General features: G+C 56.5%; 18 protein-coding genes and 2 tRNA genes. 11 read left to right on the top strand and 9 right to left on the bottom strand.

Annotated features, from left to right (window positions below):
* Window positions 1–10 precede the first annotated feature (10 nt).
* The 3 genes from IGNI_RS07145 to IGNI_RS07135 all read left to right on the top strand — a co-directional run bounded on the left by IGNI_RS07145 (window position 11) and on the right by IGNI_RS07135 (window position 5771).
* The gene (locus tag IGNI_RS07145) at window positions 11–3706 is read left to right on the top strand and encodes a molybdopterin oxidoreductase family protein (protein ID WP_238374089.1); all 3696 of its coding nucleotides are present in this window, start codon (window positions 11–13) and stop codon (window positions 3704–3706) included.
* A 134-nt stretch (window positions 3707–3840) separates the two neighbouring features.
* Complete coding sequence (locus IGNI_RS07140; RefSeq protein WP_012123518.1) at window positions 3841–4803, top strand: 4Fe-4S dicluster domain-containing protein; 963 nt, start codon at window positions 3841–3843, stop codon at window positions 4801–4803.
* Window positions 4804–4805: 2 nt separating this feature from the next.
* Window positions 4806–5771, top strand: a complete 966-nt coding sequence (locus tag IGNI_RS07135; RefSeq protein ID WP_012123517.1) for a 4Fe-4S binding protein — start codon at window positions 4806–4808, stop codon at window positions 5769–5771.
* Here the strand turns inward: IGNI_RS07135 and IGNI_RS07130 are convergent.
* Together IGNI_RS07130 and IGNI_RS07125 are read right to left on the bottom strand one after the other, a co-directional pair.
* A complete protein-coding gene (locus tag IGNI_RS07130) occupies window positions 5764–6177 on the bottom strand; it encodes a Mut7-C RNAse domain-containing protein (RefSeq protein WP_012123516.1) in 414 nt (137 codons plus the stop codon). The two genes, IGNI_RS07135 and IGNI_RS07130, sit on opposite strands and share 8 nt — an antisense overlap.
* A gap of 7 nt (window positions 6178–6184) precedes the next feature.
* Window positions 6185–7006 (bottom strand): hypothetical protein, encoded by an 822-nt coding sequence (locus IGNI_RS07125; protein ID WP_012123515.1) that lies wholly within the window; start codon window positions 7004–7006, stop codon window positions 6185–6187.
* Between the two features lie 77 nt (window positions 7007–7083).
* Between IGNI_RS07125 and IGNI_RS07120 the strand changes: the two genes are divergently transcribed.
* From IGNI_RS07120 to IGNI_RS07105, 4 genes are all read left to right on the top strand, one after another.
* Window positions 7084–8334 carry a 2,3-bisphosphoglycerate-independent phosphoglycerate mutase gene (locus IGNI_RS07120; RefSeq protein ID WP_012123514.1) on the top strand — a complete coding sequence of 417 codons (1251 nt, stop codon included), beginning with the start codon at window positions 7084–7086 and terminating at the stop codon, window positions 8332–8334.
* 1 nt (window position 8335) lies between these two features.
* Window positions 8336–9127, top strand: a complete 792-nt coding sequence (locus IGNI_RS07115) for an N-glycosylase/DNA lyase (protein WP_012123513.1) — start codon at window positions 8336–8338, stop codon at window positions 9125–9127.
* A gap of 45 nt (window positions 9128–9172) precedes the next feature.
* A tRNA-Trp gene (locus IGNI_RS07110) sits at window positions 9173–9320 on the top strand.
* Window positions 9321–9452: 132 nt separating this feature from the next.
* The gene (locus tag IGNI_RS07105) at window positions 9453–10403 is read left to right on the top strand and encodes a transcription initiation factor IIB (protein WP_012123512.1); all 951 of its coding nucleotides are present in this window, start codon (window positions 9453–9455) and stop codon (window positions 10401–10403) included.
* On the opposite strand, the gene IGNI_RS07100 is transcribed toward IGNI_RS07105, so the two are convergent.
* Window positions 10354–11199, bottom strand: a complete 846-nt coding sequence (locus IGNI_RS07100) for an arginase family protein (RefSeq protein ID WP_012123511.1) — start codon at window positions 11197–11199, stop codon at window positions 10354–10356. The genes IGNI_RS07105 and IGNI_RS07100 overlap by 50 nt on opposite strands.
* 40 nt (window positions 11200–11239) lie before the next feature.
* Between IGNI_RS07100 and IGNI_RS07095 the strand changes: the two genes are divergently transcribed.
* Window positions 11240–11779, top strand: coding sequence for an archaemetzincin family Zn-dependent metalloprotease (locus IGNI_RS07095; RefSeq protein WP_012123510.1), 540 nt, complete (start codon window positions 11240–11242; stop codon window positions 11777–11779).
* On the opposite strand, the gene IGNI_RS07090 is transcribed toward IGNI_RS07095, so the two are convergent.
* The 5 genes from IGNI_RS07090 to IGNI_RS07070 all read right to left on the bottom strand — a co-directional run bounded on the left by IGNI_RS07090 (window position 11744) and on the right by IGNI_RS07070 (window position 18634).
* Window positions 11744–13183, bottom strand: coding sequence for a (Fe-S)-binding protein (locus tag IGNI_RS07090; protein WP_012123509.1), 1440 nt, complete (start codon window positions 13181–13183; stop codon window positions 11744–11746). The two genes, IGNI_RS07095 and IGNI_RS07090, sit on opposite strands and share 36 nt — an antisense overlap.
* Window positions 13180–14004, bottom strand: coding sequence for a hypothetical protein (locus IGNI_RS07085; protein WP_012123508.1), 825 nt, complete (start codon window positions 14002–14004; stop codon window positions 13180–13182). The genes IGNI_RS07090 and IGNI_RS07085 overlap by 4 nt, the downstream gene beginning before the upstream one ends.
* Window positions 14005–14070: 66 nt before the next feature.
* Window positions 14071–16065 (bottom strand): nickel-dependent hydrogenase large subunit, encoded by a 1995-nt coding sequence (locus IGNI_RS07080; RefSeq protein ID WP_012123507.1) that lies wholly within the window; start codon window positions 16063–16065, stop codon window positions 14071–14073.
* 14 nt (window positions 16066–16079) lie between these two features.
* Complete coding sequence (locus tag IGNI_RS07075) at window positions 16080–17348, bottom strand: NADH-quinone oxidoreductase subunit B family protein (RefSeq protein ID WP_012123506.1); 1269 nt, start codon at window positions 17346–17348, stop codon at window positions 16080–16082.
* An 83-nt stretch (window positions 17349–17431) separates the two neighbouring features.
* Window positions 17432–18634, bottom strand: coding sequence for a redox-regulated ATPase YchF (locus IGNI_RS07070; RefSeq protein WP_052570581.1), 1203 nt, complete (start codon window positions 18632–18634; stop codon window positions 17432–17434).
* Window positions 18635–18768: 134 nt separating this feature from the next.
* Between IGNI_RS07070 and IGNI_RS07065 the strand changes: the two genes are divergently transcribed.
* The 3 genes from IGNI_RS07065 (at window position 18769) to hsp20 (ending at window position 20042) form a co-directional block, all read left to right on the top strand.
* Window positions 18769–18856 (top strand) — tRNA-Leu (locus tag IGNI_RS07065).
* Between the two features lie 56 nt (window positions 18857–18912).
* Window positions 18913–19458 carry a TetR/AcrR family transcriptional regulator gene (locus IGNI_RS07060; protein ID WP_012123504.1) on the top strand — a complete coding sequence of 182 codons (546 nt, stop codon included), beginning with the start codon at window positions 18913–18915 and terminating at the stop codon, window positions 19456–19458.
* Between the two features lie 47 nt (window positions 19459–19505).
* Window positions 19506–20042, top strand: coding sequence for an archaeal heat shock protein Hsp20 (gene hsp20, locus IGNI_RS07055; RefSeq protein ID WP_083756958.1), 537 nt, complete (start codon window positions 19506–19508; stop codon window positions 20040–20042).
* Between the two features lie 4 nt (window positions 20043–20046).
* Here the strand turns inward: hsp20 and IGNI_RS07050 are convergent, their stop codons facing one another.
* A complete protein-coding gene (locus IGNI_RS07050; protein WP_012123502.1) occupies window positions 20047–20469 on the bottom strand; it encodes a hypothetical protein in 423 nt (140 codons plus the stop codon).
* Window positions 20470–20515 lie beyond the last annotated feature (46 nt).

Raw genomic sequence — 20515 nt, 5'->3', positions numbered from 1 at the left:
AGGAGCCGCTATGGCAACCGCGAGCAAGGCGGCGAAGGTCATCAACAAGGAGCTCGAGGGCGAAGTCAAGGCGTCGATAAACTCTGTCCTAAACATGCAAGGTCCTAGAAAGATGACCATCGTTCCCATAGGTCCGTGCCGATTCTGTGGGACCGGTTGTGGAGTCCAAGCGATGGCCATCGTCGACCCCGAGACCGGCCTTAGCAGCTACGGTAAGGTCTACGGAATCCTCGGAATGCCCGGTTACCCGGTCAACCACGGTGCCATGTGTACCAAGGCCTTCTACATACACAAGGCCATGGGTTGGGCTGAGCCCAACGCTTGGAAGAGGAGGCTCAGGAAGCCAATGGTTAACAAGGACTGGATAATCCCAGACCTCAACAGGCCGCCTATCAAGCCGGAAGAAATACCTCTGGCCCCGAGGGTCAAGAACAAGCAAGTCAACAAGAACGTCGACGCGAAGATACCCATAGACGACTGGGTCTACGGAGGCAATTACGTCGAAGTGGACTGGGATACCGCAGTCAAGTTCTTCACTGCAATAATGAAGTATGCCCTACAGAAGTACGGTCCACACAGCTTCGCCTACTACGGGAGCGGCCAGTTAGGGACTGAGGAGAGTTACGTCATAAACAAGCTAACCAAGGGCGGTATCCACACCAACAACCTAGACGGAAACCCGAGGATGTGTATGGTCTCCGCGGTCGGTGGCTACATAACTAGCTTTGGCGCCGACGAACCGGAAACCAGCTACGACTTGATAGACGTCCCAGAGCCTAACACCGGCGTTCACGCGGACACCTTCCTCTTAATAGGTACCAACACTTCCGAGGCGCACCCAATAGTCTTCGGTAGGATAGCTAGGGTTAAGGAGAAGCTAGGCGACAAGGGCAAGATAATCCTCGCGGATCCCAGGAAGACTAGGACCGGAGTAGTCAGCGACCTCTGGCTACCACTTAGGTGGTCAATGGACGTCGCTTTCATGAACACGTTGATACACATACTGCTCTTCCGCTTAGCCAAGTGTAAGGCCGACCCCGAAGCCGGTAAGGTAGAGTGCGAGAACCCTGAGTACATAGACATAGACTGGCTCAAGAGGCATGCTGACTTTGCCGTAATCAAGCAGTCCCAGAAGACTTGGGCGTTGAAGGATTACAATACCAAGTACAACAACCTAGGCGAGGCAAACAAAGTATGGGACATGGGTACCACCGCTAGCATTAACTCCAACTACGCCATGTACCCCAGCGTAGGGAAGGAGTACAAGAACGAGGACGAGGTCGAGAAGGACTGGTGGAAGGGCTTCGCGCTCTTCGTCAAGTTCTTCGAAATGTATAAGCCGGAAGTAATGGTGAAGTTGCTCTTCGGCGACGAGAAGCCACTCATTAAGAGGAGCTTGGCGGAGAAGCTCATAGCGAGCGGCGAGCTGGAGCCCACCCAAGTCAACTTGAGCGGTAACGACCCCTTCGTCGAAATAGAGCCCGTGAAGGCCATGGAGCTCGCAGCGAAGTGGTTGGCGGAGGGCAGGCCGCTAGTCCTCTGGACGATGGGTATAAACCAGAAGATCCAAGGCGTTCACAGCATAAACGCAATAATAGACTTCTTGGCCTTAGCTGGCAAGATAGGCAAGTATGGTAGCGGCACGCTCAGCCTGACCGGCCAGCCTAACGCGTGTGGCGGCATAAGGGACCAAGGAGGCCTCGCCCACGTGCTCCCTTACGGTAGGCTAATAGCCAACAAGGCTGCGAGGGAGGAAGTGGAGAACATCTGGAGGAACGTGACCGCGGAGCTCATGAAGGACTTAGGTTACTCCGAGGCCGAGATACAAGACACCATGAAGAAGATCTACGTACACCCCGTCCCCGGCCCGCACGTGATAGAGCTGTTCCGCAGGGTCAACGCCGGCCAGATAAAGGTTGTATGGATAGCCGAGACGAACCCCGGCCAGAGCTTGCCCAACCTCTACAAGTTCAGGCTAGGCATGGCCAAGCCCCACGACGACGACCCGGCGTTCCCCTTCGTGGTGGTCAGCGACATCTACCCCACTAGGACCACCGACTTGGCTGACTTGATATTGCCCGCGGCCGCCTACGGCGAGAAGGAGTTCTTCTACGGCTGTACTGAGAGGAGGTACTCCATCGCACGCTACCTCGTCAAGCCGCCAGGGGAGGCGGTTGGTGACCACATAATCTTCGCCATGTTAGGCAAGGCGTGGGAGGACGAAGGCCTGGTACCGAAGGGCATAGTGAGCGTGTTCTTCCCCGAGAGAGTCGACGAGGCGGCGAAGAAAGCCGGGACCAGCTGGGTAGACTACGTAGTGAAGAAGAGCCACGACTTGAAGTGGCACATGAAGGTGCTCGATAGGATATGGAACTACGATATCAGGGCGCTTGCGAAGAACACCTACTACGACTTCAGCTACCCCGACAGAGAGACCTTCCGTAAGAGGACTTGGGAGCAGCAGCGCGCCTTCCGCTGGCCGTGGCCGTGGACTTACGCTTACAACCCCAGCGTGAAGAAGAGGTATGACACTTACGAGAGCGCTATGAGGTATGTCTATCCGTACGACGCGTTAATGCCAGATCCAGAGGTCATTAAGGACTTGTATAACAAGATTAAGGACTTGGACGATCCGGAGAAGATACACGAAGTAATAATGAACTACGACGATACGAAGCTCCACCCGATACACAAGAAGAAGTGGCTCGGAAAGTTGTGGCACAACCCGCCGTTGCTCAAGTGGATATTGAAGAACATAGTCGAGGAGATAGACGACAAGGAGTACAAGAGGAAGAACAACTTGCCGGAGGACTGGTACAACGTCATCTATCCGAAGCCCACCGGAAGGGTCACCATGTGGACCAGGCCGTGGTTGCCAGTGAACATAGACCACAAGACCGGAAAGATTACCATAAACAAGACTGTGCTAATAACCGAAGAGAAGTTGGACGCCGACGCGGCTTTCAAGGGCAAGATAAGCGTGTTCTCCGAGCCGAAGGGTCCGTTTAGGATAGTAAAGAAGTACGAAGCTGAGCCAGCTGACGGCGACCCCGAGAGAGGCTTGCAAGTGCTGGAGGAGATGAGCTGGGGCGAGGCACTGAAGGCCTACAAGGGCGACGTCGCCGCGATATTCCAGATAGCGTTGGCCCCGGCCGAGGCGCCCGGCTTCAACTTGAGGTACAGGACGAAGGACGGTAACATAATATCCGTGAGGGACAGCAACGAGTACCCGCTGGTGGCGACCACCGGAAGGGTGATAGAGCACTGGCACACGTGCACTATGACTTGTAGGGTGCCGGAGCTCTACCGCGTCAAGCCCACCGCTTACGTCGAGATAAACTACGAACTCGCTGAAGAGCTGGGTATAAAGTCTGGCGATTGGGTCGTGGTGGAGAGCCCGAGAGGGAAGATCGTAGTCCCGGCAAGGGTACTCAACCCCAAGACCGGCCTGGGAGGTCCGAGGAAAGACTACGTCTTCATACCGTGGTTCGACCCCAACAAGCTAGCCAACGCAATAACTCTGGACAACTACGACGTCCAGCCGTACTTCTTCCAGCCGGACTTCAAGACTTGTGCTGCTAAGATAAGGAAGGCCAGGCCCGACGAGATTCCGGAGTCCGTCACCGCGCCGGTGCAGACTTCGGCTCCCAAGTACGACATAAACCTAAAGGACTACTGTCCGGACTGTAAGACCGAGCTAGCCTAACACACGTTTTTATTTTTTATCTCCTCAATGAGGGCTTGCGTCCCTACTCTACCCATCTTTTCGTATCGCCCTCGCAATGTAAATGTCCTCGTTATTAGGTTCCGCTTCAGCGGAACGCAGTGGGTCGCGAGGCTTTGAACCCCTCGAGACGCAACCTCATTAAAGGGCTGTTGATCTCCAGCGCGGCCATACCGGCTATAACTAAGACTGCCCCCATAGCGGAAAAGGTGCTAAAGGAGCTCGAAGCAAAGGAGAATGAAGAACATAATGACGAGTGCTACGGTTATTACTACGAACCGTGGGTGCTCGAGAGCCAAGAGAAGATAAACTATTACAAGGCGCTAAACTTAGTAGAAGAGGTAAATGGGAAGTACTTAGTAAAGAACCCGCTTCTACCCGACAAGTGTCAGACCTACACGAAGGAGTACAAGTACGACAAGTACGAGCTGTTGCCCCCCGGGGCGGACGAGAACTTCTATTCGAAGTGCGTAAGGTGCGGGCTCTGTTATACCGCTTGTACTCACATGAACTACCACACTTTGAAGTTGAGGGGCTTGGAAAAGGGTCTTAAGTACGTCGGCACGCCGGTGGTATATGACGTAATGAACTACCCTTGCGAGCTGTGTATGCGCTGTACAGAGGTCTGCCCGACGGACGCCCTCAAAGAAGTTAAGCCCTCCGAGGTTAAGATGGGCGTTGCCCTCATAGACCCGGACTTGTGTTGGGCGTGGAACAGCGGCGACTGCAAGAGCTGTGCCTCCGCGTGCCCCAGAGGCTCGGAAGTGTTCGACTTCCACTTCAACGAGTGGGGGGTTCACACCCGAGTGAAAGGTGAGGAATGCAACGGCTGCGGGCTTTGCGTAAGGGCTTGCCCGGTCCCCGGAGCGGCAATTCACGTCCTACCGAAGGAGGAGTACGAGAAGAGGATCAAGAACTTCAAGAACACCGGAATGACCTATGATGAGTACTTAGAGTTAATAAAGAAAGCGGAGGAGACGGACCCCTTCACCGCTACTATAAGGTCGTCCCTCAACGCGGACTACCTACTTAACGTCCGCAAAGCGAAGCCCTTGGAGAGCAGCGGCCTAGGTGAGTGAGGTTGAAGGCCGTCGGTAAGGTGAAGAAGTGGCTGAGGGGCAGGCCGCCTAGAGGGAAGTGGACCCTTCTAAGACGCTCCCTCCAGTTGTTCATCCTAATAATGTTCTCTATACAGCTGTTCACCGGAGGAGTGCTCTTCAACGGGAGCTTGGCCTCGAGCAGGCCAATAGATATAGTACTCAACCAGACCATTGCCTTGCCGGGAATGGAGGTAAACGAAATATACATCCCAATGTTGGATCCAATAGCGTTCTTAGAAATGCTCGCGGCCACCCACTACGCCACGATAGAGAGCTTAACCGCCGTGCTGGTGGTCGTCGCGCTGTACTCCGTTCTGGGCAGGTTCTTCTGTGGCTGGGTGTGCCCGATGGACCTCCTCTTCAGCATCTTCGAGAAGAAGCTGAACTTGCCTAACCAGCCGAGGCACTCCACCTTCCACACTCCTACCAAAGCAGAGAAGGCGGTACCGATAATCGCCTTAATAGCATACGTCCTGCTCTCTTGGGCTTTGGGCTACCCCTTCTACACTACGATATCTCCCACTTCGAACGCGTCCAAGCTAGGCAGCGCGGTGCTCGGCGTCATAGCTAACGTGCCGGGGGCCGCGGCAGGAACCGCCTTGGCGTACGGAGCCTTCGTAGTCTTCGCCTTGATAGTCAACGTAGTGGCCGAGAAGGTCTTCGGTATAAAGAGGGCTTGGTGCAGGTTCGTGTGCCCCATCGGCGCCCTCTACGGCTTCGTCATGAATAAGTATGACCCGTTTAAAATAAAGATAAACGACGTGAGTAGGTGCACCAAGTGTAGGCTCTGTAGCATGGTCTGCCCTATGGGTATAGACGTTATGGGCGACTACGTTTTAAAGAACAAGGACGTGACCGATTACCGCTGCTTTAGGTGCGGGCGCTGCGTCGAGGTCTGCCCTACCAACGTGATCTCGTTGGGCTTTAGATTAAAGAGGACTAAGTAAACCCCAAGGTTTTGTTTACCTCTTCCAGCGTCCTCTTAATCCTTTTTATGTGACTCCCCATCCAGTAGGGCTGACCGCAAACCTTGCACCTCCAGAGCTCTCTGTCCCCGACTTTGCCCACGTACTCCAAGGGGCCGTTGCAGACGGAACACCTCAACGGCCTCTCCGGGAGCCTTAGGGGCAACCCTATCTCGAGCCTCAGCTGGGCGAGCTGCTCCTTTAGGTCTCCCGACGAGATGTAAACGCAGTTGGGCCCGGCCTTGGAGCAGAGGCCCTTATCTCTGGTGAGCAGTATACAGTCCCCGAGCCCTTCGAGTATCTTCTCGTCTTCCTCTACGCTATATTTTGTGGAATAGCCCATAATCCTGAGGTACCTAGCGAGCCTGCCCAACATCGCGTCGCACACAAAACACTTAGGGGTGGATGACCTTCGCCGCGAGCTTCGGCAAGGGGACGACGCCGTAGCCCTCCCCGCGCTCCACGAGCACGTAATCGACTTTAAGGGGGTCGAGGCTATCTAAGACTTCCTTGATAGTCACGTTCTCTTTAAATACTTCGTAGGGCTCCGTCAATAAGTCCTCGAACCTCACCCTTCCTATTTCTTCCGTCCTCTCCTCCCATATGCGCCTCGCTACGTCCCTCGCGTCCAAAACCCTGTCACCCACCATTACGACCGGTAAGTCCTTGTTCTCCATCTCCATTAACGCCTCCCCTACGCTGCCCACAGAAGGCAGGGGCTCCGCTAAGGAGCCTACGGGAACGTCAACGCTTCCCCTAAGCAAAACCTCTCTAACTCTGAGCACCCCCACTACCTTCTCTTCCTTGACTACTGGCACTTCGTCCACGGACGGGGGGAGGGAGCTCAAAACCTCTGCGACCTCCTTATCTCCCATCCCGTCCGCCACGGGGGCTACCTTCTCTTCTATTCTCTTAATGCCCTCTAGCAAGATCTTGTATATCGGCGCCTCCCTCTCCCTCCAGAGCGCTACCGTAGCCGCCAAGCGGGGAAGAGTTGCTACGCCCACGTACTTGTCGCCGTCTACTACTATGATGTTCAGCCTGTGAGTCGCCAAGAACTCCAGCAGCGCGGCGCGGAGCGTGCTGTTGGGGGAGTGCAACGCCTCGGGAGGGTGAGCGAAGTCCAACCACTTAGCCTCCTTATGTATCCTCGTAGCCTTGTCCGGCGTCCCGTCCGACCTCAGAAACCTAGGTCCCTCGGGAGTCCTGGGCCTCAAGGTCCTCTTCCGCTTCCCTCCTCTGAGCCAGAGGATAATAATACAGCGCCGAGCGTCTAAGTATCGGAGCGAGCGCCTTGAAGCAGTTGAAGATGGTGTTAATCGTAGGGGACGGCATGGGCGACCGTTTGGTGCCGTCCTTGGGTAACAAGACCCCGCTGGAGGTCGCCAGCACCCCCAACCTGGACGAAGCGGCGAGGAGGGGCCAAGCGGGCCTGATGGACGTGATAGCCCCCGGCGTCCCTCCCGGGAGCGACACCGCCCACTTGGCGCTCTTCGGGCTGGACCCCTTCGAGTGGTACGAGGGGAGGGGGCCCTTCGAGGCCTTGGGCGTGGGAGCAGAGGTCGGCCCGGGGGACGTGGCCCTCAGAGGAAACTTCGCCACGGTTGAGGAGAGGGGAGGCCGTCTCGTCGTAGTGGACCGGAGGGCCGGAAGGTACTTGCCGGAGGCGGAGGAACTCGTGAAAGCTTTGAACGAGGAGCTCAGCGAAGTAGAGGGCGTTAAGGTAAGGTTCTACCACGCCACGGAGCACCGAGTGGCCGTGGTCTTGAAAGGGGAGGGCCTCAGCGACGAGGTCAGCGACACGGACCCTCACGAGGTGGGCAAGCCCGTCCAGGAGGCGAGGCCCTTGAGGGACACCCCCGAGGCCAAGAAGACTGCAAGAGTGATTAATGAAATTACCTTTAGGAGCTACCAAATACTCAAGGACCACCCGGCCAACAAGAGGAGGGTCGAAAAGGGCCTTCCTCCGGCTAACATAGTGTTGCTCAGAGGGGCCGGAATGATGAGAAAGAAATTGCCCACCTTGCAAGAGAGGTACGGCATCAAAGCTGCAGCTGTAGGAGCGACCGCCCTCGTCCTAGGAGTAGCCCGGGCGGTGGGCATGGACGTGATAGTGCCTCCGGGAGCCACCGGCGGCGTTAACACGGACTACAAGAGCAAGGCTAGGACGGCCGTCGAGCTCCTCAAGGACTACGACATGGTCTTCGTCCACATAAAGGGCACGGACGCCGCCTCCCACGACGGGGATGTGGAGAACAAAATTAAAATGATAGAGGCGTTGGACTACGTCTTGGGCTACTTGTTGGATTACTACGACGGGGAGGCGGTGTTCGCCGTCACCCCCGACCACGCGACGCCCGTGACTGTGAAGGAACACACCGGAGACCCGGTGCCCGTACTGCTATACGCCCCCACTCTCATACCCGACGAGGCCGTTGAATATAACGAGCGTGCCGTTAGGAAGGGGATCTTGAGGATCCGCGGCCGCGACTTAATAAATTTGATGTTGAACTACTCCAACAGAGCCAAGAAGTTCGGTGCGTGAGTTGGAGGACGTCGTAAAAGCCCTCTCTATTTTGAAGAAGTACGTTGATCAGATAGAGAGTAAGGATCCCCAGTTGAAGGCAATAAAGAAGGTAGTACAAAGGCACGGGCTCGCGTCCTTAGGGGTCGTGGTGGGCAACGCGCTCGTCAGCTACAGGCTCAAGGGGACTGGGGAGGAGTACTGGACGGAGTTCGGGGAGTTCTTCAGCTCCCACGAACCAACCGTAGAGAACCTCATAAAGTTCATCAAAAAGAGTAGGTACAACGTCGCGTTGAAGGAGCAGAAGGTGAGGAGGGTAGAGAGGGTCAAGGAGTTCTTGGAGAGGGTTTCTGCAAACCCCTTGAGGTACAAGGACTTGGACGCGTTAAGGCAAGAGCTCGCGAGGGTCCTAGGAGCTAAGGGTACGGAGAAGACCGTGGTGTTCGCCTCTAAAATGGCCTACTACGCGTTCAAGGCCGCCGGCGTCGAGGCCGAGGGGGACGTGCCCGTACCCGTGGACAGTAGGGTGGCGACGGTGACTTGCGCCTCCGGACTCGTAGAGGGCACGGTCGAAGAGATAATGGGAGCAAAGCGGGACGAGGCGGTGAGGACGTGGGCCCGCGCAGCGAGGGAGGCCGGAATGAAGACCTTGAACCTGGACGCCGTGATATGGCTCCCCGCCCGAGGGCTGAGGAGGGCCTTGTGCAGAGGCGTGGAGGCCGGTAGGGAGCTGTTCGCCTCCAACTTGAAGGGGCTAGGGGTGGAGGAGGCGGAAGAAGTGAGCGCTCTCCTCATAAAGAAGGCGTGCTGTTAAGCATTTTAAACCCCGGTCATACGTACAACACGGATGAAATCTGGTGGGCCCGTAGCTCAGCCAGGCAGAGCGGCGGGCTCCAGACGAAATCTACGGGTCTGGAAGAGCCGCGAGGCGATGATCGCGGTCTGGAGCGGTGACCCGTGTAGGAGAGACCCGTAGGTCGGGGGTTCAAATCCCCCCGGGCCCACCACACCCGCGAGGGGTCTGCGGGGCTCCTACCCCCTCCTATCCTTCGCTTAGAGATAGTACACCTCATGCGTAAAATTTATAAATATCTAGGGTCGTGTAATCAACGAAACGAGTAAAAGGGGTGTGGGCTAGGTTGCCCGAACAGGAGGCTTTTAGGCTCCGTTGCCCCGTGTGCGGGAGCACCGACATAGTCTTCAACGAGGAGACCGGGGAGTACGTGTGCGCCCGTTGCGGTACCATAGTGCTGGACCGGTACGTGGACCAAGGCCCCGAGTGGAGGGCCTTCACCCCCGAGGAGAGGGAAAGGAGGGGTAGGACCGGCGCCCCCCTCTCTCCCACCCTCCACGACCACGGCTTGTCCACGGTTATAGATCATAGGGATCGGGACGCGTTAGGGAAGCGCCTAAGCCCTAGGAAGAGGCAAGAAGTCCAGAGGCTTAGGAAGTGGCAGCTCAGGGCGCGCATCCAGACGGGTATGGATAGGAACCTAACTATAGCTATGAACGAGCTCGACAGGATGGCAAACCTCTTGAACCTCCCGAAACAGATCAAGGAAGAGGCGGCGGTAATCTATAGGAAGGCCGTGGAGAAGGGCCTCGTTAGGGGGAGGAGCATAGAGTCCGTAGTAGCGGCTGTAATATATGCCGCTTGTAGGATCCACCACCAACCGCGCACCTTGGACGAGATAGCTAAGAAGTTGGAGGTGAATAGGAAAGAAGTGGCCAGGTGTTACAGGCTTATAACTAAAGAGCTCAAACTAAAGGTGCCCATCGCCGACGCAATGGACCACATACCCAGAATAGGCGAGGCCCTCAAGCTCAGGGGCGATATAATAGAATACGCCATGAAGATCATGGAAAAGATAAAGGGGCACCCGATAACCGCCGGAAAGGACCCCGCGGGCATAGCGGCGGCAGTGATATACATAGCTGTCATGCAGAAGGGCGAAAGGAGGACGCAGAAGGAGATAGCGAACGTTGCCGGAGTAACCGAGGTCACTGTGAGAAACAGGTACAAGGAGATAATGAAGGTCCTCAACGAGATGGACTTAGAGGAGATCGAGAAAGAGGTCTCAAAGAAGTAGCTAACTCTATGAGGGCCCTCGCGGCGTAGACCGCGCTGACCCCGGAGGGGTCGTAGGGCGGGGAGAGCTCCACCACGTCCGCGCCGGCTAAGGGCAAGTGTTGCAACTCTTTTACGTGCTCTAAGAAGTCCGAGAACGTCGCTCCCCCCGGCTCCGGGTTGGAGACTCCGGGGACCACCGAGGGGTCGAAGTAGTCCATGTCCAAGCTTACGTATATCGACTTGCACCCCCTCAAGTACCTTTTTAAAAATCCTCTCAAGTCTTTCCCGAACAACACTCCTCTCTTCCCTAGGAACCGGGCCTCCTCCTCGACGTACGCCCTGGCCCCGGCTACCGCCACCCTCGAGAGCTCGAGCTCCTCCAGCGCCCTCCTGAGCCAGCTCGCGTGGCTCCAAGGGTCTCCCGCGTACTCGTCCCTCGCGTCCAAGTGGGCGTCGAAGACCACTAGGCAGTCGGGCCTCAAGGCCTTTAGCGCGGCGTAAGTGAGGGTATGTTCGCCCCCTATTATCAAAGGAACTTTCTTAGTCGAGCTTACTTCAGCCTCGACGAGCTTTAAGGACTCCTTCACGTCGTTGACCACGGGGACGTCGCCCAAGTCGTAAAACCCGAGGAGGTCCGCGTCCGAGCCGCTGAGCTCACACCTAAACTCGATGTAGTTGGAGGCCTTGCGAACTTCTAACGGGGCCCACCGGGTGCCTTCCCTAAACGTGGGCCCGTGCTCCAGAGGTACCCCTAACACCGCGTAGGGCGAGCCCTCCTCTAGCCGCCCGCCGAAGACCAAGGGGGGTTGAGCCATTATACTCTCCCACGACGAAGGGGACGAAGGGACGGGAACTTTGAAGGTACTGCTCCGGAGGGTGGGCGACGTCTCCACGGAAGCGCTCGTGAGGGCGAAAGAGGCAATAATTAGGGAGACCGGCTTGCCCGTCCTAATAGACTACCACAAGCTTCAACCCAACCTCGAGGCTTACAATTGGAAGAGGAGGCAGTACTTGGCCTCGGAGCTGTTAAAGACCTTGGGGAGGGTTGACGGGTTCTTAACCTTATACCTCATAGACGCGGACGGCTACGAGGAGGGCCTCAACTTCGTCTTTGGGGTAGCGCTCCCGGCCCTCGGGGTGGGAGGGGTCTTCCTAGCGAGGTTGAGGAACGAGTTCTACGGCTGGCTCCCGGACGAGGAGAAGTTCTTGAAAAGAGTAGAAAAGGAAGTCCTACACGAGCTGGGCCACCTGCTGGGCCTCCCCCACTGCCCCAACCCTAGGTGCGTTATGAGCTTCTCTAACTCAATACTAGAGGTGGACGAGAAGGAGGCGGCGTTTTGTGAGGTGTGCAAAAAGAGGTTAATGAGCAGGCTTGCTGGGAGCGGGGGCTATTAGCTTGTCCACCAAGTACTCGGATATGTGCTTCACTTGCACGTCTTCTATGCCGTAGTCCTTGCCGTGCCAATTTATCCCTCTCTGTATGGTCTCTATGCACGCCGGACAAGCGGTTAGCACCAGCTTGGCGCCGCTCTTCGCTATGTCGTCCACCTTCCTACGGGTTGCTAGCTTCAAGCGCTCCTCGATCCTCCTCTCGAACTCCTCCTCGTCCGGCGGCAGCCTTATCTCTTGGCCCACTAGCTGGCCCATCATAACCCTCACTTCTCTAAGTATACAGCCTATGCCTCCCCCTCCTCCGCAGCAGTAGTTCATCTCCCTGTTGTGGGGCAGGTCCCTGTAACCCTTGCTCGCCGCCTTGAGCAGCTCCCTGGGCGGCTCGAACACCCTGGAGTGTCTGCCCATCTGGCAGGGGTCGTGCCACGTTATGGGCTCGTTAACTTGTTTGAATGCTATCTTCCCTTCTCTGAGCAGCATGGCCAAGAGCTCCGTGATGTGTATGACTTTCCACTCCGGCTTCTTCCCCAGTATCTTGACTATAGTGGGGTACATGGTGAACCTGAAGGTTGGGTAGGTGAAGCCGCCGTCCATCATTACTACATACTTGGGCTTTATCTTCTCTATGTATTCTACTATCCTCCTCATTACGGCGGCCGCGTTCTCGCTCCTACCGATGACCACCGAGATCGGGGACCTTATGCCCAGCGGCTCCCTCCACGTGGTCCAAGTGATGAGCCCGGCTTCCTTTAGCTTGTTCAATATTCCGATGGTGGCTATGAAGCCTTCCCTCATCATCATAGCGTCCGTCAACCAACTCAAGAAGAATACGTCGACGTTAGGCTTGTCGAACTCTATTTCCCCGTACTTCTCTTGCGCCTCCTTGAGGGCGTCTTCCCAGACCTTCTTTAGGCCCGGTATCTTCATGTGCATGTTCTGAACTTCTATGGCTTCGAACAAGTTCAGCAGGGTGGGGACGTAGCCGGCTTCTGTGAGTATGCTCTTCAGCAGTCCTATCATAGTTCCGCTGTGTATGCCTACGGTGCAAGTGTAGTAGCAGTGGCCGCAGTTGGTACAAGCGTATACGAGGTCCATTAGCCTCTTCATGTCTTCCTCAGTCTTAGGCTTGTCCGCGCCCACCAGCGGGCCTAACAGTCTCCCCAGTATGGTCATCTCTCTGCGGTAGATCTTCCTCAGCTCCTCTGCCTTGTTGACCGGGCTGTACTGCGGCCCCGCCACGAAGTAGGGACAAGCGGGCGAACACGTGCCGCAGTTCAAGCAGTCCTCGATGTAATGTATCATCACTGCGTCTACCTTTTTCATGGCCTTCTTTATCGCTTCGTCTATGCTCGTCTTTTGAGACATTAACATTTGCATCATGCGGGAGAAGTCCATACTCTCGCTCATATCGCCTCACCCCTCTTCACGTCTAAGTCATACCACTCGTGGAGCTTGCCGTACCAGTACCCAAAAACGAAGTGCCAGTACTTACTAAACGGTATGTACATCAAGAGCAGTTCCGCGAACAGCACGTGAAGGCCCAGCACGTTACGGTAGGTAACGACGTCGCTGGACGGCCAGTGCCTCGCGGCAGCGTAGCCGAAGAACACTATGAGGAACAGCAGCGCGTAGGCTACGAAGTCCCCTATCCTAGCCGGGGTGTGGTTGTGTTTGAGCACTATTTCGGTCAGCCTCAAGGCGCACTTGTAGCCTATCGCTATTAACACTAGCAGTGCCATCAAGTCTCCGTTGAGCACTACCGTCAGCGGGCCCCATATGGTGTTGACGAACGCGAAGGCCATGTTGCTGGACGGGGTGATGGGTGAAGTCACCGTTAGTACTGCAGTGGTCATGCTCAGCGGTACGTTGAAGGGCCATAGGTTGATGTACCCCGGCACGTAATACACCCAGAACGCTATGTGTTCGCCCATTAGGAACAGCAGCGGTATGACGCCGATTATGTGAAGGAACACCAGCCCGGTCACGAAGTCGTCCGGCCTGGTCTTCGCGCTGAAGAGTATCGGTCTTATGAAAGTCATGATTAGGCCCTTCACCAGCTCTGGGAAGCTGTTGTGGCCCTTCTGGGCCGGCCCTATCCTCGCGTTCAGTATCATTTTCACTATCCTGTAAGTGAACCCGGCGCTGAACACGAACACCGAGGGTATTAGTAGGTAGTACACGGCGAAGTTGAAGAGGTCGCTGGGCGATCCCCAGCCTCCGACCGTCATGGCTCCTCACCTTCCGGTCAAACTTGACCTTAAAACGGTCTACTTTCCACTAGGTAAACAAAAAGCTTATTGTATGGAACACGCGTTGGTGAGTAGCTTCTTAACGCTCTTTAGCACCTTCTTGTTCTTCACGAACTCTATGTGAGCGGCACAAGCTATGCACGGGTCGAAGCTCCTTATCGCCCTCACGTAGTCCAAGCCGGTCCACTTCTCCGGCTCCACCTCCTCACTCACTACGGTGTGGAGCGCCGCGGCCTCGAACGGGCTTAGGCAGTAGCCCTCTGGGCTCTTGGTGACCCAAGGCTCGTTGGCACAGTACCTAGCTAGCTCTCCCTTGGGGGCCCTCGGACCTACGTTCTGGGTAGTGGGCGCGTGGATCTGGTAGTTCGCTATTCTCCCGTTCTTCACCACTATCCAGTGCTCCACGTTCCCTCTGGGCACCTCTAGCTGGCCGAAGCCCAGCGAGAAGGCCGGCTCCTTCCAAGGCCTGGAGGCTTGGGTCATTCCCTTGCTGTTGATGTAGTACAGCCCCCTCAGTACGAACGCCCACGCGTCGGCTACGTCGACCGCCATGTCGAAGGCCCTCGCCCTGACCCTCTCTATGGTAGTGCTCTTGGGGGGTGCGTAGTAGGTGAAGGTCACCTCTTCCCAAGTGCCCTTAGGCAGGTCGGTCACGTTGCGGGAGGCCGGCAAGGTCACCTCTATCTTGCCGCCGCCGTGCTTGACGGGCGCCCCTTCCTCCTCGACCCAACCCTTCAAGTTGCTGTGGGCCATTACGTACATCTTGGCTATCGGGCCGACTTCGAACGGGTATAGCTTCCCTTTCCAGTACAGCCTTACGGTGGCCGCCCAGCTGTACTTGCCGCTCCAACTGCTGTCCGTGGGCCTCGGGATGGTGGTCTTGTTCCACGGGTGGTACCACACTAGGGTCTCGTCGCCTCCCACCAGCGGGTTGCCCGCCGGGTCGGTCTTAGTGAAGAGGGTGGTCTTGTCTTTCCATTCCTCGTAGAAGGAGCTGTCCACGAGCTCTACTACGTTCCTCTGGTGCTCCGTGATGTTCTCGGTTACCAACTCCCCTCCTATGTAGAGCCCTGGCGGCGCTGCCCTCTTCTTGGCCACTTCGTCTATCTTCTCATATATGGTCTTGTAATCGTCGCCGAGCTGGCTGTAAGCCTCGGGGTCGTCGAAGACGCCGGAGGAGTAGAGTATAGGCTTCGAGTACGTGTAACCCTCGTCCTCGTAGTTGCAGTTCTTGTTATAGAAGTCTGCCAAATCCATCCACACAGCTACCACGAACTTGGTCCAAGCGGTCAGTTGGGTCAGGCGGAAGGCGTAGCCCTCGAAGAGGTACTGAGCGGTGCTCAAGTCGGTGCTTATGCCGCCGGGTATCAAAGTGGCGGGGTGGGAGTGCCTTCCGTAAATGAGCACGCCGGCCTCTCTCGCTATCCTCTGATACTTCACGGTGAGCTGCCATATCCTCCCGGTTATCGGGTTCATATCCTTCATTATGTCGGCTATCGTCCTGTAGCCGTGGACCGCGGAGTACTCGGCCGGCGTGGTCTTGGCGGCCTCCCAGCAGCTGGGGGTGAGCTTGCTGACCGCGACCTCGCTGTAGTCCGGCCCTCCGAGCAAGTTAAGTATTATAGCGTGATCATATAGCAAGTCGGTCATCACGAAAGCCATGTTCCTGAGGACCACTCCTAAGGGAGTGGGCACGGCGCCCAGCGCCATGTCGGTCGCCATAGTGGCCGCGTTGGCGTGGCTGGCGCCGCAAACGCCGCAGACCCTAGAGGATATCGCGATGGCGTCCTCAGGCGGCCTCCCCCTCATGAACACTTCGAAGCCTCTGAACATGGTGGCGAACACCCAAGTGTTGGTGGTCTTCCTGCTGGTTACGTCAACCTCTGCCTTGAGGCCTAGGTGGCCTTCGATCCTCGTTATGGGGTCAATGAATATCTCGGCAGTGTTGCCCTTTATCCTCTTGACGTTAGGGGCTAGGAGGACCATCTTGGGGTCCTTCTTCTCCTCCTTCCTTACCGGACGGTTAACCTTCTCGGACATGCTCCCTCACCCCCTTACCCCTTTGCCTTTTTAGTAAGCGCGTATCCTACCACCGCACCTATCGCGGCCGCTCCGACCGCGGTGGCCAAGGCCTCGGGCGCGCTGGGAGCGGCCGGGGCCGGGAGTGGCTTGTAGAAGGGCTCGAAGGCGTCGCTGAAGCCCGGCATGGTACAGCCTATACACACGCCTCCGGTTCTCGTGGGGCCGCCCACGCCGTTAACCCAGCCGACCTTGTTCCAAGGACAGTTCGCTGCCGGGCCCTTGCACCCTACCGCGAACAGACACTTCGCGTCGTTGTCGCCCGGCAACCTCCTCAAGTCCCCGGCAGCGTAGTAGCCAGCCCTAGGACACTGCTCGTGCACCGTGCGACCGAACAAGTACTTCGGCCTCGCGTACTGGTCTAGCCACTCGGAAGCCCTAGGCAAGGGTACCACGTCCGGGTAGAGCGCGGCCAACACTAGGTGTACTAGCACCCTTAGTATGCCGTTGCCGTTGGTCGGACAACCGGGCACTGCTACGGCGGGCTTACAAGTGCTCCCGGGGCTTAGCTCGGGCTCACAATCTCTGAAGATGTAGTTGAAGTACGGGGTGAGGTTCGGCAGCTCCGCGTGGCGGCTTATCAAGCCCTTGTAGCCCTTGACCGGGTCGTCGAAGAAGCCTACAGCGCCGGTGGGGGCTAAGCTCCATTCGGGGTAGCTCCAGCCCGGAGGGGGCTCGAGGACCTTGTTGGAGGGTATGCCTCCGTAGGACGCGCACGTGCCAGCGGCGACTACGGCGACTGCCCTCTTAGCTAACCTATGTATCCACTCGGTACAAGTCACCACTCGCCCGTTCTCCTCGCCCACGAAGCAGTAGTAGCCGCAGCGGTTGGGGTCCTTGCAGAACTTCCTCGCGTGGTTCTCGTCGGGTATGGAACCCTCTATGACCAACACGAAGGGGTCGTAGGCGCCGCTCTCGGCGAGCTTGAGTATCTCTATAGCTCCCTCTCCCCACTCGGGCATTACGGTGTCGTGGAAGGCGAGCCCCACCGTGCCGGGTCCGGCTAGGTGGATAGCTCCGGTTAAGACCTCTACCAAGTCCGGGTCGGTGGCTTGGATCAAGGAGGTGGTGTCGCCCGTGCAGCTCTGGGCCTCGAACCAGACTATGTTAACCTTGCCCTTCCTAACGGCTTCCTTAAACATCTCCATAGCGTTTGCCCAGTCTATGTTGCTCAGTGCCCCCAACAGTAAGGTGCTGGCTCCCAACTTCTTGAGGAACTCCCTACGAGGTTTGGTGACGCTCATGCTCTCACCACACTCTTGAGGCTCTGCCCCACATTCTCGGCTGGTAAATAACCTATATACCCTTTCTTTTACCGGTCGGTAAATTACTTAGCCGAAACTACCTTTATTACCATTCCATCCTCGACTTCAGCGTCGGCCCCCAGCCTCCTCCCGGTCCTAGCGTCTATCGCGTAGAGGAAGCCCTTGGCCAAGTCGCTGTGTATCTGTGCTGCGAACTCCTTCACCTTCGTCCCCTTAGGGACTAGCCTCGCTTCTGGCAACACTCTGCCCTCGCTGTCGGTGAACTTGTTAGCGTCGTGAACGGGGTAGACCACGACCATCTCGAGCTGTCCGAAGACCGCTTCGTTGAGGGATTGTACTACTCCGGTGTTGCCCCACCTCTCAAGCACCTTCTTTTCTATCATCTTTAGCACTTTCTTCTGCTTCTCGGTCAGCTTCTTTTCATCTATTATTTGAAAGCTCGAGTCGCCCGGAACGTACTCTATCGCGCCGGCCTTGGCGGCCTTTCTGAGTATCAACTCCGCCGCGGCCGAGGTAGGGATCACTGGGGTCCTCGGGTACGCCTCCCTCAACATTTCAATGCCTCTCTCCGCGAAGTCGGAGTCTGACTTGTTAGCGACTATAACCTTCGGCCTGAGCTCTATCACCTTCCTCACGAAATTCTTTAAGTCCTCTTCGCTCCATTTAGCCAAGTTCTCATCGAGAGAGAGCTCGTTTATTGCCTTAATGATTTCTCTCTCCTTAACGCTAAACCCGCTCAGCCTCTCCTTCATTGCTTCTGCCGCTCTGATGCCCATAGTTGATACCTTCGTCACGAAGCTCTTCCAGTCCTTCTTCATTTGAGAGAACACCCAACCCGAGAACTCGTTTAAGAGAATTTGCACGTCCTCTGCCGGGTTGTGGGTACCCGGGGGCACGGGGTTGCCTTCTGCGTCCGTGCTGCCCGACGCGTCCACCACGATCAATAAGGCGTCGGCCTTCCTGACCTCGTCTAGGAACTTGGTCCCCAAGCCCCTCCCCTCCGCTGCCCCCGGCACCAGGCCGGCCACGTCGACCAGCTTCACCGGTATGAACCTCCACCCCTTCAAGCAGAAGCCGTCGACCGGGTCGCACTTCGGCAACCCGAGTTCTACGTGAGCACACCTCTTCCTAACGTGCGTCACGCCCACGTTCGGGTCTATGGTTACAAACGGCCTATTTTCTGTCTCTACCTCGACCAGCGTGGCCGCGCTGAAGAAGGTCGACTTCCCGACGTTGGTTTTACCTACCACTCCCAAAAGCGGCATCAAGATTTCTTATGCCCTCTCGCAGAATCCGGGAGGACAATTTATGATGAAGACCTTAGGGTCCGAACGGTGAGGAACCCACCCTTGGCTGAATAAACTTTTAAGGGTAAGCCGGGAGTGGGGGACGGAGCCTCGCGGGGGTGCCCGAGCCTGGCCAAAGGGGTCGGGCTGAGGACCCGATGGCGTAGGCCTGCGTGGGTTCAAATCCCACCCCCCGCACCAGCCTTTCCTCCAATCCCTTCATTTACTCTCCGGAAATCCCCCCTAGGGGAAACCCCTTGAGCGAGAGCCCGGACACCCGCGCCAAGATCCTCCAAGCCGCCAGAGAGGTGTTCGCCGAGCAAGGCTTCCAGAAGGGCTCCATTGAAAGCATCGCGAGAAGGGTGGGAGTTTCTAAGACCTTAGTTTTTTGGTACTTCAAAAACAAGGAGAATCTAGTGAGCGAAGTAATAAAGACCGTATCGCCCTCGAGAATAGTCGAAGAGTGTTTGAAGAGGAAGTTGAAAGGACACGAGATGATAGATTGCCTCGTTGACAAGTACTACGACTTCTTGAGGAATGATATAAACGTTAAGCTCACCTTCCACCTGCTCGACTTAGCCACGCTAGACCCCAAGTATAGGGAGATGTACGAGACCTTCTGTGAGGTAGACTTGAAAAGTATTGTAAAACTCATAACGTGTAACGAGGGGCTGGGCCCCCTCCTAGATGCCTTCGCGAGGGCCCTCCACGGGAGCTTGCTGTGCAACGTCTCCTCTGGGACGCCGAAGGAGTACACAAAGGAGGTTATAAAATCCTTGTTCTCCAAATACATGAAGTGCTAGCTCCCCCTCTTATAAAGTTTCGGCGCGCCCCATTCTCGGGAAACACGATGGTTTGGAGGAGGAGGGGCATCTTCGACCTCTTCGACTACTTGTTGAGAGACATCGAAAGGGAGCTGAGCATGTTCGAAGAAGAGTTGGAGAGGGTCATGGAAGAAGCTATGAGGAGCGGCAACGTTAGGGTAGAGCGCTTCGGACCTTATGTCTACGGGTTCTCGATAAGCATAGGCCCCGACGGCAGGCCCGTCATTAGGGAGTTCGGTAACGTGCGCAGGGGCCTCGCCGGAGCCGAGGTCAAGGAGGAGGAGTTCGAGCCCCTCGTGGACGTGATGGAAGAGGACGACAAGGTGACCGTGGTGGCCGAGCTGCCCGGGGCGGAGAAGGACAAGATAAAGGTGAAGGTGGGGGAGGACTACGTGGAGATAAGGGCTAGGAACGGTAAGAAGTACTACAAGAGGGTCGCCCTACCTACCAAGGTGAAGCCGGAAACCGCCAAAGCTAGGTTCAACAACGGCGTACTCGAGATAGTCATAGAGAAGAAGGAAAAGAAGAAGAAAGAGGGCGAAGTGGAGCTCTCCCCCGAGTGACGCGTTACTTATGGGGGCTCGAGCGGCGCCCCCTCGAGCTTAAACCCCTGAGGCTACCCTTACGCACTTTCTTGCTGTCATTTATTATACTGCTAAGCTTCGAGCTCTTCTTCGCCAGCTCGTACTTCTGGAGGAGCTCTCTCAAAGCCGGGACGACCTTCAATATCTTTTTACCCTTAGGGGTGCTCTCGAGCTTCTTCCTCTCCTCGGGCGTCAGCTTCCCCTCTACTATTTTCTTTACTAGTCCCGGGCTCCAAACTAGCGCCTCCACGTCGACGAAGTCCAGGTCCGGGATGAGCGTGGCGTGGCAATGTGGGCACTCGTAGTATTGGAGCACGCTCTCGAGGGTGGGAACTCCGCTGGATCCGTGTCGGACGTAAACGTTTATCGCGTGGCCGCAGTTAGAACACACGAAAACCACCGGCAAGCCGCTTCCCTAAAGGCTTTCTCGACGAAACCCCAAAGTTTCTGAA

It is taken from the genome of Ignicoccus hospitalis KIN4/I (genome assembly GCF_000017945.1).
Taxonomy (GTDB): Archaea; Thermoproteota; Thermoprotei_A; order Sulfolobales; family Ignicoccaceae; genus Ignicoccus; species Ignicoccus hospitalis.
The sequence above is the reverse complement of the archived record's forward strand: the minus strand, read 5'-3'. Positions and strand labels throughout refer to the sequence as shown.